At 43.1% G+C, this 13,272-nt stretch carries 14 protein-coding genes; 8 read left to right on the plus strand and 6 right to left on the minus strand.

What is annotated here, in order from left to right:
- Nucleotides 1-4: 4 nt before the first annotated feature.
- Complete coding sequence (locus PY364_RS03405) at nt 5-961, minus strand: polysaccharide deacetylase family protein (protein ID WP_275520596.1); 957 nt, start codon at nt 959-961, stop codon at nt 5-7.
- Between the two features lie 312 nt (nt 962-1,273).
- Here PY364_RS03405 and PY364_RS03410 point away from each other — a divergent pair, with 312 nt between their 5' ends.
- The 7 genes from PY364_RS03410 (at nt 1,274) to PY364_RS03440 (ending at nt 7,900) form a co-directional block, all read left to right on the plus strand.
- Nucleotides 1,274-1,942 carry a DUF3318 domain-containing protein gene (locus tag PY364_RS03410; protein WP_275520598.1) on the plus strand — a complete coding sequence of 223 codons (669 nt, stop codon included), beginning with the start codon at nt 1,274-1,276 and terminating at the stop codon, nt 1,940-1,942.
- 217 nt (nt 1,943-2,159) lie between these two features.
- Nucleotides 2,160-3,161 (plus strand): exopolysaccharide biosynthesis polyprenyl glycosylphosphotransferase, encoded by a 1,002-nt coding sequence (locus PY364_RS03415; protein WP_275520600.1) that lies wholly within the window; start codon nt 2,160-2,162, stop codon nt 3,159-3,161.
- 15 nt (nt 3,162-3,176) lie between these two features.
- Entirely contained in the window at nt 3,177-3,614 is a 438-nt protein-coding gene (locus PY364_RS03420; RefSeq protein WP_275520602.1) for an ATP-binding protein, read from the plus strand.
- A 241-nt stretch (nt 3,615-3,855) separates the two neighbouring features.
- Nucleotides 3,856-5,121, plus strand: coding sequence for a WcaI family glycosyltransferase (locus PY364_RS03425; protein ID WP_275520605.1), 1,266 nt, complete (start codon nt 3,856-3,858; stop codon nt 5,119-5,121).
- A gap of 192 nt (nt 5,122-5,313) precedes the next feature.
- Nucleotides 5,314-6,213, plus strand: a complete 900-nt coding sequence (locus tag PY364_RS03430) for a ferritin-like domain-containing protein (protein ID WP_275520607.1) — start codon at nt 5,314-5,316, stop codon at nt 6,211-6,213.
- 138 nt (nt 6,214-6,351) lie between these two features.
- Nucleotides 6,352-6,852 carry a YbjN domain-containing protein gene (locus PY364_RS03435; RefSeq protein ID WP_275520610.1) on the plus strand — a complete coding sequence of 167 codons (501 nt, stop codon included), beginning with the start codon at nt 6,352-6,354 and terminating at the stop codon, nt 6,850-6,852.
- A 256-nt stretch (nt 6,853-7,108) separates the two neighbouring features.
- Nucleotides 7,109-7,900, plus strand: a complete 792-nt coding sequence (locus PY364_RS03440) for a biotin/lipoate A/B protein ligase family protein (protein ID WP_275520612.1) — start codon at nt 7,109-7,111, stop codon at nt 7,898-7,900.
- Between the two features lie 45 nt (nt 7,901-7,945).
- Here PY364_RS03440 and PY364_RS03445 read toward each other — a convergent pair whose 3' ends face one another.
- The 5 genes from PY364_RS03445 to PY364_RS03465 form a co-directional block, all read right to left on the minus strand.
- A complete protein-coding gene (locus tag PY364_RS03445; protein ID WP_275520614.1) occupies nt 7,946-9,145 on the minus strand; it encodes a site-2 protease family protein in 1,200 nt (399 codons plus the stop codon).
- A gap of 125 nt (nt 9,146-9,270) precedes the next feature.
- Complete coding sequence (locus tag PY364_RS03450; RefSeq protein ID WP_275520616.1) at nt 9,271-10,047, minus strand: ChaB family protein; 777 nt, start codon at nt 10,045-10,047, stop codon at nt 9,271-9,273.
- A gap of 122 nt (nt 10,048-10,169) precedes the next feature.
- Nucleotides 10,170-10,469 carry a hypothetical protein gene (locus PY364_RS03455; RefSeq protein WP_275520618.1) on the minus strand — a complete coding sequence of 100 codons (300 nt, stop codon included), beginning with the start codon at nt 10,467-10,469 and terminating at the stop codon, nt 10,170-10,172.
- Nucleotides 10,456-10,743, minus strand: coding sequence for a GIY-YIG nuclease family protein (locus tag PY364_RS03460; protein ID WP_275520620.1), 288 nt, complete (start codon nt 10,741-10,743; stop codon nt 10,456-10,458). Before PY364_RS03460 ends, PY364_RS03455 begins: the two co-directional genes overlap by 14 nt.
- Nucleotides 10,744-10,870: 127 nt before the next feature.
- Nucleotides 10,871-12,403 carry a WG repeat-containing protein gene (locus PY364_RS03465; protein WP_275520622.1) on the minus strand — a complete coding sequence of 511 codons (1,533 nt, stop codon included), beginning with the start codon at nt 12,401-12,403 and terminating at the stop codon, nt 10,871-10,873.
- A gap of 169 nt (nt 12,404-12,572) precedes the next feature.
- On the opposite strand from PY364_RS03465, the gene PY364_RS03470 reads away from it, so the two are divergent.
- Nucleotides 12,573-13,241 (plus strand): polysaccharide deacetylase family protein, encoded by a 669-nt coding sequence (locus PY364_RS03470; RefSeq protein WP_275520624.1) that lies wholly within the window; start codon nt 12,573-12,575, stop codon nt 13,239-13,241.
- The last annotated feature ends 31 nt before the right edge of the window (nt 13,242-13,272 follow it).

Below are 13,272 nucleotides of genomic sequence, written 5' to 3' on the forward strand. Positions count from 1 at the left end.
ACCTCTATTCAATCACTTTAAATTTACTTCTGATTAAGCCTCGTAGCCAGCCTCCGGCTGCCATCGTTGTCAGCCTTTGTACTGAGTGCTTTTTGTTGGCAGTCAAGCGCGGTATGCGATACCTATTTACTCCAAAAAAGCCTAATTTTAAACTTACGCTATTGTATAAATATCCCGATAAATAATATCTCGATACATACTTATCAACCTCTTTATTGACAGCGCCGTAGGGGTATGCGATGTGAGAGCCAACAATTCCATTTGGATCTAAGCCTTGAGTGCATTTCCTTAATTGAATTTGAGCCTGCCCTAATTCTCGATCTAAAGCTTTAATAGGAATTGTAGTTAAATTTTCATGGTTAAGTCCGTGAGATTGGAGGTCATAAAATCCTTTTTGAAAGCCTTCTCTCAACTCTTGACAGTTTGCTTTGTCTAAAATTTTACCGCGCCGCCCGATAAATCCAGGATTGATAAATAAAACTACTTTAACTTTTTTTCCATATTTATTTTCAAGCTTTTCTAATATTGGCAATAAATTTGTATAGACACTTTTATAGCCATCATCGAAAGTAATCATTACCTTTTTTTGATGACGATGCTCAGGAGGTAACGGTTTATGGGGTTTACTTAAATAATAGTCGTAAAGTTCTTGCGTAGATATAAACCAATATTTATCGCGCACTAAATTTTCTAAAAAAGCTTCTAAGTCTTGCTGGTAGTAGTCGCTTTTAACTTCTGATTGCAGGGATAATAGATTTTTCTTGGTATCCTGAATATTGACAATATCATGGAAACCGAAGACGGGAATTTGTACTACGAGTGTTGCTTCGATCGCCTTAGCAATCAGCAAAGTCAGAAAGAAGGCGAACAAAAAGCTAAATAAGCGTTTTTTCCTGATAGTCCCGATAGTAAAAACAGGCTTAAAATAACGAGGAAATTTATCAACTAGAAAATTTCTCATTGACAGTCAAAACCTAATTGTGTTTGGCAAATTTCATCACTTGGCAACCCTGTAACTTACTGTGCATTGTCCCTAGGATATAGGCATTGAGATTGCGATCGCCTCTTTATACCTCAAATTGGGCAGATTGAACGAGGCACTGCCCTCAACAACTTTGCCCCACCCCCCAACCAGGAAAGAACAATCTCCCAGATAGGCAAACAATATTTTAGAATATCCTAATCAGCGCAGTGTTCTTAAACGCACTTGGCGCGATATACTCCAGAGTATAGAGGCTTGTTTTCCGTTTGAATTTTCCCAAGGGCCGGAGCTATGACATCCTATGCAACCTCCACTGCTAGAGCCGAGATGAGTGAGATCCGGCGATTGAAAGGCATACTGCCGCCAGAACTGCAAAGCTGGGTTACGGTAGAAAAGACCGTAGAGGTCAATCCACCCCTGATCCGCAGCGAAGAAATTGGCAAAGACCAAGTAGAGATTCAAATTGACCTGATCCGCTGGGAACAACTCGCAATGGATCAGCGAAATCTGCTATTCTGGCACGAAGTAGCCAGAGTTCAAAACGATACGATCGCCAAAGACGGCTGGGAAATGGCAGCCCTCGCCATCGGTTTAGGCGGAGCAGTCGGCGAACTGTGGGTACAAGACGGCTTACTACTACTGCTGGCATTAGCCCTCTGCGGCGTGTCAGGTTGGAGACTCTATCAAAAAAATAATGGAGACAAAAACCTCAAAGAAGCAGCAGAAGCCGACGAAAAAGCGATCGCCCTCGCCACTCGCTTCGGCTACACTCTCCCCAACGCCTACAAAAGCCTGGGAAGTGCCCTCAAAACCCTAGTGGAGCAAACCTCCAAAAAGCGGCAGCGAGCCAAATACGAAGCACGGTTGCAAGCCCTCAAACGCAGTGCAGCCAAAGCCAAAGCCAAAGTCAAAAGTAGCGATCGCCAAACCGAACAATCAGAAAACGTCTACAACTTATAAATAGCTTGGGGAACGGCATAAGTTTCAGCCATCAGGTTTCAAAATTACTCTGAAAACTCACACCTGAGACATCAGAAGTCGCGTTCCCCACCCAAGCCAAAACCCATCTTGCCTTAAGCGCGATCGCATTTTCTCAGCAATATATTGATCTACTTAGAACTATTAAGACAAAATAGGCAATATAAGATACTAGCTTGAAATTTGGAATCAAGACTTCATGGTCAGCCAAACCCCAGAGGCAGATTTTCGGGTAACTTACAAGGGCGAAATTCCCTCCGTTCATTTGCCCGTTCGTTTGAGCGTACTTGAGGCAGTAGCCTTTAAGACCACCTGTCAGCAACTTTTCTCAGGGACTCCCATCCCTAGTGAAATCATCCTTGATTTTAACCAAACCACATTCATAGACAGCAGCGGCATCGGTGCCCTAGTCAGCAACTTAAAAGTAGCCAGACAAAAGGGTAGCAACCTAGTGCTGCGAAGCGTCAACCCGCAAGTTATGGCAGTATTTGCCCTCACCAGCCTAGACCAAGTATTGACCATTGAGCAACCCGCCCCGAACGCAAACCCAACAGAAACCCGTCACTCTAAAGACAATCAGCTACCGATTACTCATCCCTCAGTACGCTCTTGGGTAAAGCGGCTCATAGACATAGTAGGAGCTTTAGTCGGTTTAGGAATTACAGGGATTTTGTTCCTACCAATAGCCATAGCCATTAAAATTGACAATCCTGGCCCCATCTTCTTTGGGCAAAACCGTTGCGGGTGGATGGGAAAGGAGTTTAAGATTTGGAAATTCCGTTCTATGCGCGTCAACGCCGAAGCGCTCAAATCCCAGATCAAAAACCAAGCCTCTGGAGCCATGTTTAAAAACGACAACGACCCCCGCATCACGCGAGTAGGTCGCATCTTGCGGAAGACAAGCCTCGACGAACTACCTCAATTTTGGAACGTACTCAAAGGCGAGATGAGTCTCGTAGGCACCAGACCCCCACTACCCGATGAAGTTGAGCGCTATGAGGTTCCCCAGTGGCAACGTTTAGATGTCAAACCGGGCATGACTGGCGAGTGGCAAGTTAACGGTCGCTCTTCCGTGCGTGACTTTGAAGATGTGATCCGCCTTGATTTAAAATATCAACAAAACTGGAGCCTGATGTACGATCTGAAATTAATTTTCAAAACTATAGCAGTCCTGTTTAATAAAAACAGCGGCGCTGTATAGGATTATATAGGATTAATGAAAGATGAGCGACTAAGGGCAAACTCTCATCTTCAGGTTGAGACAAACCTGAAAGATTTAACAACTGTTTTGGAATGGTTGGAAGAAATAGCACTTCCCCTACTCCCTCAAGAGCTATGGTGGCAGTGCCAATTGATTTTAAACGAAGGCTTTACTAATGCTGTCCGCCATGCTCACCAGGACTTGCCTCCTGAGACTCCCATTGAATTAGAGATCAAAATATTTGCTAATTCTTTAGAAATTCTAATTTGGGATCGCGGTCAACCATTTAACCTAAAAGAAAAGTTACAATCTATCTTAAAAGAGCAATCTGACCCCTTAGAAGCAGAGGGAGGAAGAGGGCTAATGTTCATAGACAAGCTCACCGACGAATTTCATTATATCCGTACTCCCGACGATCGCAATTGCCTAGTTATGCGAAAAAGCATAACGTGACTATCAATAACTTAAGCAGGACTTACGCATTATTTACGTAACGCCGCCCTCTGGGCGGTGATGATACTGCCCAAAGGGCGACGCTACAAATAGATTTGGCTTTAACCGGATTAAAGATAACAAACAGTGGATTTTAGTCAGTATCTTAGTTATAGAGTCAACCGTGTCTAGAGAAAGTCGGAAGCAGGGTGCCTCTGTCTCAGTTGATTAGGCAGGAAACATTTGCTTCAAACTTAAAATTATGCGTATTTTGATCTATTCCTATAACTACTACCCAGAACCCATAGGCATTGCCCCCTTGATGACAGAACTAGCAGAGGGTCTAGTCAAACGAGGCCATCAAGTTCGGGTAGTTACAGGTATGCCCAACTATCCGCAGCGACGGATTTATGAACAATATCAAGGTAAGTGGTATCTCACCGAAGACAGAAACGGTGTCAGAATTCAGCGCAGCTACGTGCGAATCAACGGGCCCCATCCCACCCTGCTAGATAGACTCTTACTCGATGGTAGCTTTGTTGCTTCAAGTTTCTTTCAAGCTTTCAACGGTTGGCGACCCGATGTAATTTTCTCTACTGTACCCCCTTTACCGATTTGCGTCCCAGTCGCCCTTTACGGAGGGTTTCGCGCCTGTCCCATCGTTCTCAATGTTCAGGATATTGTCTCCGAAGCAGCCGTGCGCGTTGGTTTGGTGAAAAAAGATAGCCTGCTGATTCGGATTGCTGACACTTTGGAAAAATTTGCTTACCGCACAGCTACTCAGATTAGCGTGATTGCTGATGGATTTGTGGAAAAATTACTTTCTCAGGGAGTAGCTCCTAATAAAATTGTTTGTATTCCTAATTGGGTTGATGTTAATTTCATTGGGCCTTTACCCAAGGAAAATAACCCCTTCCGGGAAGCTCACCAACTTACGGGCAAATTTGTTGTGCTTTACTGCGGTAATATTGCTCTGACTCAAGGTTTGCAAACAGTTGTGAAGGCAGCAGCTCGTTTAAAGCATATCCCTGAAATTGCTTTTGTAATTGTGGGAGAACCGACGGCACTTGGGGAATTGCAGAAGGATTGCGATACTTATAAGGCTCCTAATGTTTTGCTGTTGCCCTTTGAGCCACGAGAAAAATTGCCCCAAATGTTGGCGGCTGCTGATGTTAGTTTGGTAGTGCAAAAGCTGCGGGTAACTAACTTTAATATGCCCTCGAAAATCCAAGTGATTTTGGCTTCTGGCCGGGCAATTGTAGCCTCCGTGCCGGAAACGGGTACGGCGCATAAAGCAGTGCTGGAGAGTGGCGGTGGTGTTGTGGTTCCTCCTGAAGACTCCCAGGCTTTAGCAGAGGCGATTCGAGAGTTGTATCTCGATCCCGCTCAGGTGGAGGCCTTGGGTCAGCAAGGTAGAAAGTATGCTGTCGAACACTATGGGTTTGAGGAAGCTTTGAATCAGTATGAGGCTCTATTTTCGGCAGTTGTAGCCCGTAGCGCCCCGATTTTGGAGCCGTTGCCTAAATAGGGGAAGGAAAAATATAGCAGGAGGTAGGTAAGGCTAAGGCAGGAGGTAGAAGCCTATCGTAGCAAGGGTTTTAGCAATCAATTATGGTATTTCTTATGAGTGGTTTTAATTTTTAATTTTTAATTTTTAATTTTTAATTCTTCGAGATTGCGTTACAATTTGAAAAGTGTATTTACAAAAAAACATAAAACAATGACTGTTGCATATCCTCACAAATTTCGTAATGCTTTGGGTGCGCGAGAAATTCTAGAGCAGGTAGTACGCGATCGCGAAATTCACACGATCACCATCAACCGCTACCGTTACAGCGAACAGCGCAGTTGCAAAGACCTCACTGATTTAATCGAACTACTCGACGGTAAGCCAGCCGAACTCGTGCGCGACCTTTCCCGCCACATTTCCGACGAAGCCCGCCATGCTTCATGGCTCACAGAGTTGCTGATAGATTTAGGTGTTAGTGTCGGTAGGCCGCCGGGAGTATTGTATATTAACGAATTTGAAAGACTGCTGGACAGCGACCAAAAAGACCCCACCAAAGACCGCGACGACTTTATAATTTCTTCTCTAGCCGCAATTAACGTCACCGAAAAGCGTGGCTGCGAATACTTTTCAGCCCATATCCACGCCCTCAAAAAAGCTCCCCAGACGGAAGAAAACATCAAAATCCGCGAAACCATCGAAAAGATTTTTCCAGAAGAAGCAGGGCACGTCCGCTGGGGAAACCGTTGGCTAGCCCAAATCGCTGCCCAAAGCCCAGAACATCGCCAGAAGGTAGAACAAGCAAGACGTAAGTATGTGGCGATCGAACAAGCTGCTTTTGAGTCAGGAATGGATATCATGCTGGGTGCCGAACTCCGCCGTGTCAGCAACCTCGTAGATATCGCTAATACGATGCCAATGTGGGAACGCCCTCAATACCTGATGGAGCATCTACCACAGGCATTGCTATCACCTGAGCTGCAAATGACGCGAATTGACGTGGCTCAAAGGGCTTGGGAGCGCGATCCGCAGTCATTTATGGAAAAATTCGTGCCAATGTTCCTTAACGGTATGAAGGGGATTGAGAATAAAGGGAGCAAAAAAACCGCATAGTTCGCAATCATTACGTAACGCCGCCCCTAGGCGGTTTCTTGACCGTTCAGGGGACGGCGTTACTTAAGGTGGCAAGAAGGATGCTCAGAAGCGATACTATTAGTAGATATAATTCAAAACAATAAACCACACAATTTTATGACTACCACCGATTCTAATGTACAAACTGTTTCTACTGAAAGCCTTTCCAGTTCGGATATTATCACTAATGAATCGATCTCGGATGCAACGACAATCAGCTATGTAGAAGAAATTGAAACTGTTATTGCTGGTATGGCCGTCGATCAAAAAGTGATGGTGGGTCAAAACGAAACAGGAGGTCATCGTTGGCAATTTAAGTACGGTAGTGTTGAGGTTTTTGTGCAACTTACAGGGGAAACTGAGAATGACTCTTTGACTGTTTGGGCTGCTGTACTGCCGCTACCTGCGAAGAATGAACCACTGTTAATGCGGAAGTTGTTAGAAATGAACTGGCTCTCAACTTATGAATCTCATTTTGCAATTGTTGATAGTCAAATTGTGGTAGTATCTACTCGCACTTTAGCGGAGTTATCGCCAGGGGAAATTTCTCGTGCCATTACAGTTGTTGCTACTATTGCTGATGATTATGATGATGCTTTGCAAGCTGAATTTGGTTAATTGTTAACTGTTAATTGTTAACTGTTAACTGTTAACTGGGCAATTCCTTTTACCTGGTAAGGTTGTAAGGTGGGCGCTCGCCGACAACCATCTATGGCTATGAATTACAATATTTTTGGCGGCGAGCGCCCACCCTACAATTAGCAATTAGCAATTAGCAATTAGCAATTAGCAATTAGCAATTAGCAATTAGCAATTAGCAATTAGCAATTAGCAATTAGCAATTAGCAATTAGCAATTAGCAATTACCCTTTTTATGTGGCGTATAATTCCTTTGATGCAAGCATCTGGAACCGTTCAAATGGCAATTGATGAATGGTTGCTAGAACAGCATCACCTAGGGAAACATCCGCCAACTTTACGGTTTTATACTTGGGAACCTGCGGCGATTTCTCTGGGTTATCACCAGCGGCGCTGGCCTGAATTTTGGCAGGAAATAACTTGGCAAGGAATGCCTTTAGAATTAGTAAAACGTCCTAGTGGTGGGCGGGCAGTGCTGCATCAAGGTGATTTAACTTATGCTGTGATTGCTTCGGGATTGGGTAGCAATCGCACAGAAGCTTATCAAATTATCTGTCAATTTTTGATTGAAGGTTGGCGTTCTCTTGGTTTAGATTTGGATTACGGTTCGGCTGGACGGGGTTATATTCATAACCCTAATTGTTTTGGTACTGCTACGGGTGCAGATTTGGTTTTGACTAACGGATGTAAGTTTATTGGTAGCGCTCAATTGCGTCGTGGTAATGCTATTTTACAGCATGGTTCTATGCGTTTGCAACCAGATTGTAAGTTATTTTATCAGGTGTTTGGTGAAGAAATTATGGCTGTGGAATTTCCTTTTTTTAAGGCAAAACCACCCTCTGGGCGGTTAATTGACCGCCCAGAGGGCGGCGTTACGAGGCATATAAGTGTTGAAGGAGAGACTTTGATTGAAATTGTGGTTGAGGCTTTGACTTTAGCTGCTAAGCAATGTTTTAATATTGAGTTGGTGGTGCAGCCTCTTTCGGAGAAAGAGTGGGAGTCTATATTGCTAATGGCTAATGGCTAATGGCTAATTGTTAATGGCTAATTGTTAATGGCTAATGGCTAATTGTTAATTTTGTTCTGTTGATTTAGCGATCGCATTTAGGGGTAAACCGGGCGGATAGTTACCTTCTTCTTTAATGCGCTTGATATCGGCTTCTGTAATCTTGGCATTTAAGTATTTAGCAACTGCTCGTACAATATCGCCTTTGTCAATTGTTCCGGCGACAGAACCCGTAGGGGAGAGTACGACAATCCGCCGCATTTGATGGGATTCCATGCAGTTGATGACTTCAACTAAAGATGATTTTTCCCCAACTGCAATGGCTTCGCTCAGGGGTTTAACAATATCTTTGAGGGTTTGCTTTTCCCATTGACTGCGCTCAGTGAAGCGGATATCGTCAACAGAAACTAAGCCGCGATCGCGACCATTAGAAGAGGCAACGTAAATTTGAGAATGGGAAGTTTCTAATAGATATTGCTCAGCAAATTGCCGGAGTGTGAGATCGGCATTAATAACTCTAAATTCCCGGCTCATGGCATCGCCAGCTTTAGTTTTCAGTAAGGCTGATTGTAAATCGGCTATGCGGTTGTAAGAGGTGGCATTTCGCAGGCAAAACCAGCCGATCAGACCAATCCATAAGGCTCCTGGCTGCCCAACCAGTAAAAAGAGCGATGCTCCTAATGCGATCGCTAACCAACCTAAAACTTGCCCTGTTTTCGCGGCCCAACGAACACCTGCTAAGCGAGAGCCGGTGATTTTCCAAACCGCTGCTTTTAAAACCTGTCCCCCATCCAAGGGTAGACCGGGAATTAAATTAAATAGCCCCAAAATTAGATTAATTTCGGATATGCGTTCTGCCAGTTCGCGGAGTAAATTCGATGGTGGTAGAATTATGGCGGCTAAACCAACTATTAAAAATAGTCCGAAGCTGACTGCGGGGCCTGCGATCGCTACTTGAAAAGCTTGACCGGGAGTTTTCGATTCCTGCTCAATGGAAGCAACACCGCCAAATAGAAATAGGGTAATCGAATTAACTTTAATACCTTGAGACATAGCTGCCAAACTATGCCCTAACTCGTGCATGAGTACGGAGCCAAATAGTAGTAGAGCTAGTGCAAATCCAGCAACCCAAGACAGCACAGGCCCATAAGCTCCCTGGAACTCTCTAGCATTGGCAAAGGTTGCTAGCGCTAAAATCACAAACCAAGAGGAATCTACAAATAGCGGGATGCCAAATAAAGAGCCAATTCGCCAACCTGCCTGCATGAATTTTTCCTTGAGTGCGTTTTTCCGGGTGGTCTCGGCTAAACTCGATTGACCTCCCACTTTTATTGTGACATTCCCAGGAGCACTAAGCTACTGGGATTGTGGGAACTACAGGCAATTGTATACTAGGCTTTCAAGCTGGCTGCCAGAGGTCGAGTCCAGATACCTTGTTCATTTTCTTGGTATTGTTGGTGAATAGCATCCCAAGCGGTGTGTTCTGCCTTACTCGCATCGTTAGTTTCGTCAAAAGCGCTGTTGTAGCGATCGATGAATGTTTTTTGAGCTTCTTCAGATAGGTGCGATCGCACTTCTGGGGACAAGTCAGCCGGGCCTGAGTAGCGGCCAGTACCCGCGCGTGGTAAAGTCATGTCGCTGACGGAAATTTCTTGGCCGCCAGCACTTTCCAGCAGCAGTTGAATTTCGCTTGATTTATCTGCGGGTACTTCTGCCATTACCAGAAATTCCCCTGCTTCCAGCCGAGTTTGATAAATAGTTGCCTTCTCTTCAGGCATTCCCAAGGCGGCTAAAGCTGAGACTAGGCCAGCACCAGCAGAACCTGCGATCGCACCGCTAGCAGCACCAATCAATACAGCACCCAAAGGCCCCGCTGCTACCACCGGCCCTACAAAGGGAATAAATAATACGCCAACGCCTGTTAACAAGCTCAAAAACGAGCCAAACAGGGAACCAAAAATGGCACCGTTTCGCAGGCCTCCGAGAATCAGGTCTTTTTTGGTAATAAAACCAGCGATCCGGGTTTCAGACTTAAAATTTTTCCCCATCACAGAAATATGATCGCGAGACACACCGCGATCGAGCAAGCGACGGATTGCACCATCTATTTGCTCTTCTTCCTTAAATACTGCTGAAACTGTACGTTCTGCTTTATATTCTTCTGCCATTTTGAGACTCCTTGAATATTTGTAGATGCGTTACTCTTTCTTGCAGTATAGGACTACAGTATGCTGTAATTGCGTCAATCTTCTGGTAGATTTTATTTAAATTAATTTATTTTTTTTTGTCGTTACCAACTCTCATTTTTTGTCATTCTAAGCCTTGCGAAGTAATCCTCAAGATGATTGTTGCCAGCAAGAGATTGCTTCACTACGTTCGCAATGACAGAGTAATAATATATTTTGTCATTGCCAGCTCCGCGAAGCAATCTCAGGGTATCAACAAAGGCGGTGGATTGCTTCACTACGTTCGCAATGACAGAGTAATAATATATTTTGTCATTGCCAGCTCTGCGAAGCAATCCCAGGGTATCGACCAAAACAGATAAATTAAATACGCTCACACTAACCCAACGTTCATAAGGTATCATATAAATCTTTCCATTCTTGGTTAAGACTATTAACTAAATCAATTTTCTTCTGGCGAGATCCTCCTTTAATCTGTTTTTCTCTAGCGATCGCATTGTATATATCCTCAAAAATCTCATAGTAAACCAATTTAATAATATTGTACTTTTTCGTAAAGCCATCTATCAATTTTGACTTATGTTCATAAACTCTTCTCTGTAAATCACTTGTAACACCTGTGTAAAGCACAGTATTATACTTATTAGTCATTATGTAGATGTAATAGTTTTTACTCATGGCTGTTAGAGAGGATTAAAAAAAGTGGTGGATTGCTTCACTACGTTCGCAATGACAGAGTAATAGTATATTTTTTCATTGCCAGCTCCGCGAAGCAATCTCAGGGTATCAACAAAGGCAAAAATGCCTACAAAGGAGTGCGAATATATCCCCACTTACCAAAACCAAAAGATACCGGAGCAAATCCGTCAGAAATATCATCATAAGACCGACTAAATTGCGGATTAATAACATAATTTCCACTTTTGTCTATAAAACCAAACTTCCCGTCATTTTCCACCTGTGCTAAGCTCTCAGAAAAAGAGAAGGCACTGTTAAATCTAAAAGGAATTACCAGCTCTCCTTTTGTATTGATATATCCATGTTTTTCACCATTATAAACTGCCGCTAACCCTTCAGAAAAAGGCGAAGCATACTTGAATTGAGGCTGAATAGCTAATTTCCCAGTTTTGTCAATATATCCTTCACCAACACTGAGACTAACTCGCGCAAAACCTTCAGAAAAATTACCTATAGCATCAGTCAATGTGTAATTAAGAATTATCTCAGTGAACTTTCCAGTCTTGTCAATAAAGCCAGATTTACCATCCTCTACAACCAAAGCTACACCATCAGAAAAAGGAAGCGCCCAATTAAATTTGGGCGGAATTACAAATTTACCAGTCTTGTCAATAAAGCCATCTTTGTCCTGAAATTTTACTACTGCTAACCCTTCCGAAAAATAAATAGCAGTTTCAAATTGTGGCTGAATTACCATTTTCCCTTTTGTGTCGATCGAGCCAAATTTGCCCCCAATCTTGACAGACGCTAACCCATCAATAAAAGAAGAAGCTTCTTCAAAATCCTGTTGAATCACAATATTACCTGTTCTGTCAATATAGCGGAACTTCCCACCAATTGTCACCAATGCCAGCCCTTTAACAAAAGGATAATGTAGATAATATTCTGGTTGAATCAATAATTTTCCTGTCTTGTCAATTACGCCCCATTTTTTACCAATTTTTACCCAAGCTACCCCACTAGAAAATGACTCAGCCTCATCAAAGATGGGCGGAATTACTAAAAATTCACTCCAAGGCGTATACTGCGGTGGCAATACATTTTCTATTTTCAATGCTTGACACAATAAGGCAACTATTTCGCCTCTCGTAGCATTCTTGTTGGGCTGAAGTTTCCTGACATTTGGATAGTTGACAATCAGGTAGTTTTCTGTGGCGGCGGCTACCGCATTTTTGCCATAGTCTGGAATTTCCGCCGCATCGTCAAAATACTTCTTTAATGTCTCGTTAGCTGGTGAAACAGGCTGATAATTTAACCCATTTGCTATAATTGTAATTGCTTGTACCCGTGCTAGCATTTGATTAGGCTTAAAAGTGCCATCAGGATAACCAGCAAAAAATTTTCTTTCCGTAGCAAATTTAATTGCTTCGCGGGCCCAATGGTTTTCTGGTACGTCAGTAAATGTTACTGAACTAACAACTGATGGAACATTTGGAAAAGCCTTGAGCAAAATAGCAGCAAACTCAGCGCGAGTAATTGTTCCCTGTGGGCGAAAAGTGCGATTGGGATAGCCGCTAATCATTTCTCGCTGTGCTAACTCAACAATACATTTTTCTGCCCAATGGCTTTGAATATCGGAAAAATTTACAGGGTTGGTCATAAATAGGCTCCTGTTTTTCAACTATTATACAATTTCACTTGACACTATAAGATACAATTAAATGTAACCAGCTATCAGGAAAAATTTAATTTCCTATGGTTCCAATTATTATATCTGTTTTTACCCTTCCCCATCCCTTTTTTAACTCAAGTCACAATAAGAGGAATTAATGGCTTTAGCACCTATTTTTCCAGTTATCCATCCAATCTTAAAGCGTACTTTCCCAAATTGCCTGTGGACAGGAGATGTCAATCGCTGCGAGATTGCCTTAACTTTTGATGATGGCCCACACCCGCAACATACGCCTCAATTACTTAAAGTTTTAGATAAATACAATATTAAAGCTAGCTTCTTTGTCTTGGGCTTGTGCGTCCAACGCTATCCGCAAATTGCTAAGTCTATCTATGAAAAAGGTCACTGGATTGGTTTGCATGGCTATCAACATATATCTTTCCCTAAGCTGACACCAACAGACTTAAAATTGGAATTAGAAAATACCCAAAATCATATTTACAAAGCCTGTAGTTTAGCACCTCAATTAGTCCGTGATGTTCGCCCCCCAAATGGTTTGTTTACACCGCGCCAATTAGATTTATTAACGGGTTGGGGATATCGCCCTGTAATGTGGAGTGTAGTACCTGAAGATTGGGTAAGACCGGGGGTTTCTGTGGTTGTAAATCGCGTGATTCAGCAGGCTTGTAGCGGTTCAATTATTGTATTACACGACGGACATTGTGGCGGGGAAGATGTGGCGCTGTCAGCAGCAGAAATTATTCCTCTACTTTTAGATAGAGGGTATAATTTTGTTACAATTGATAAAATCTGGAACCAAATTTAAGAGAACTGTTTGTAACGCCGCCCTCTGGGCG

Source organism: Kamptonema sp. UHCC 0994, assembly GCF_029167235.1.
Classification (GTDB): Bacteria; Cyanobacteriota; Cyanobacteriia; order Cyanobacteriales; family Microcoleaceae; genus Kamptonema.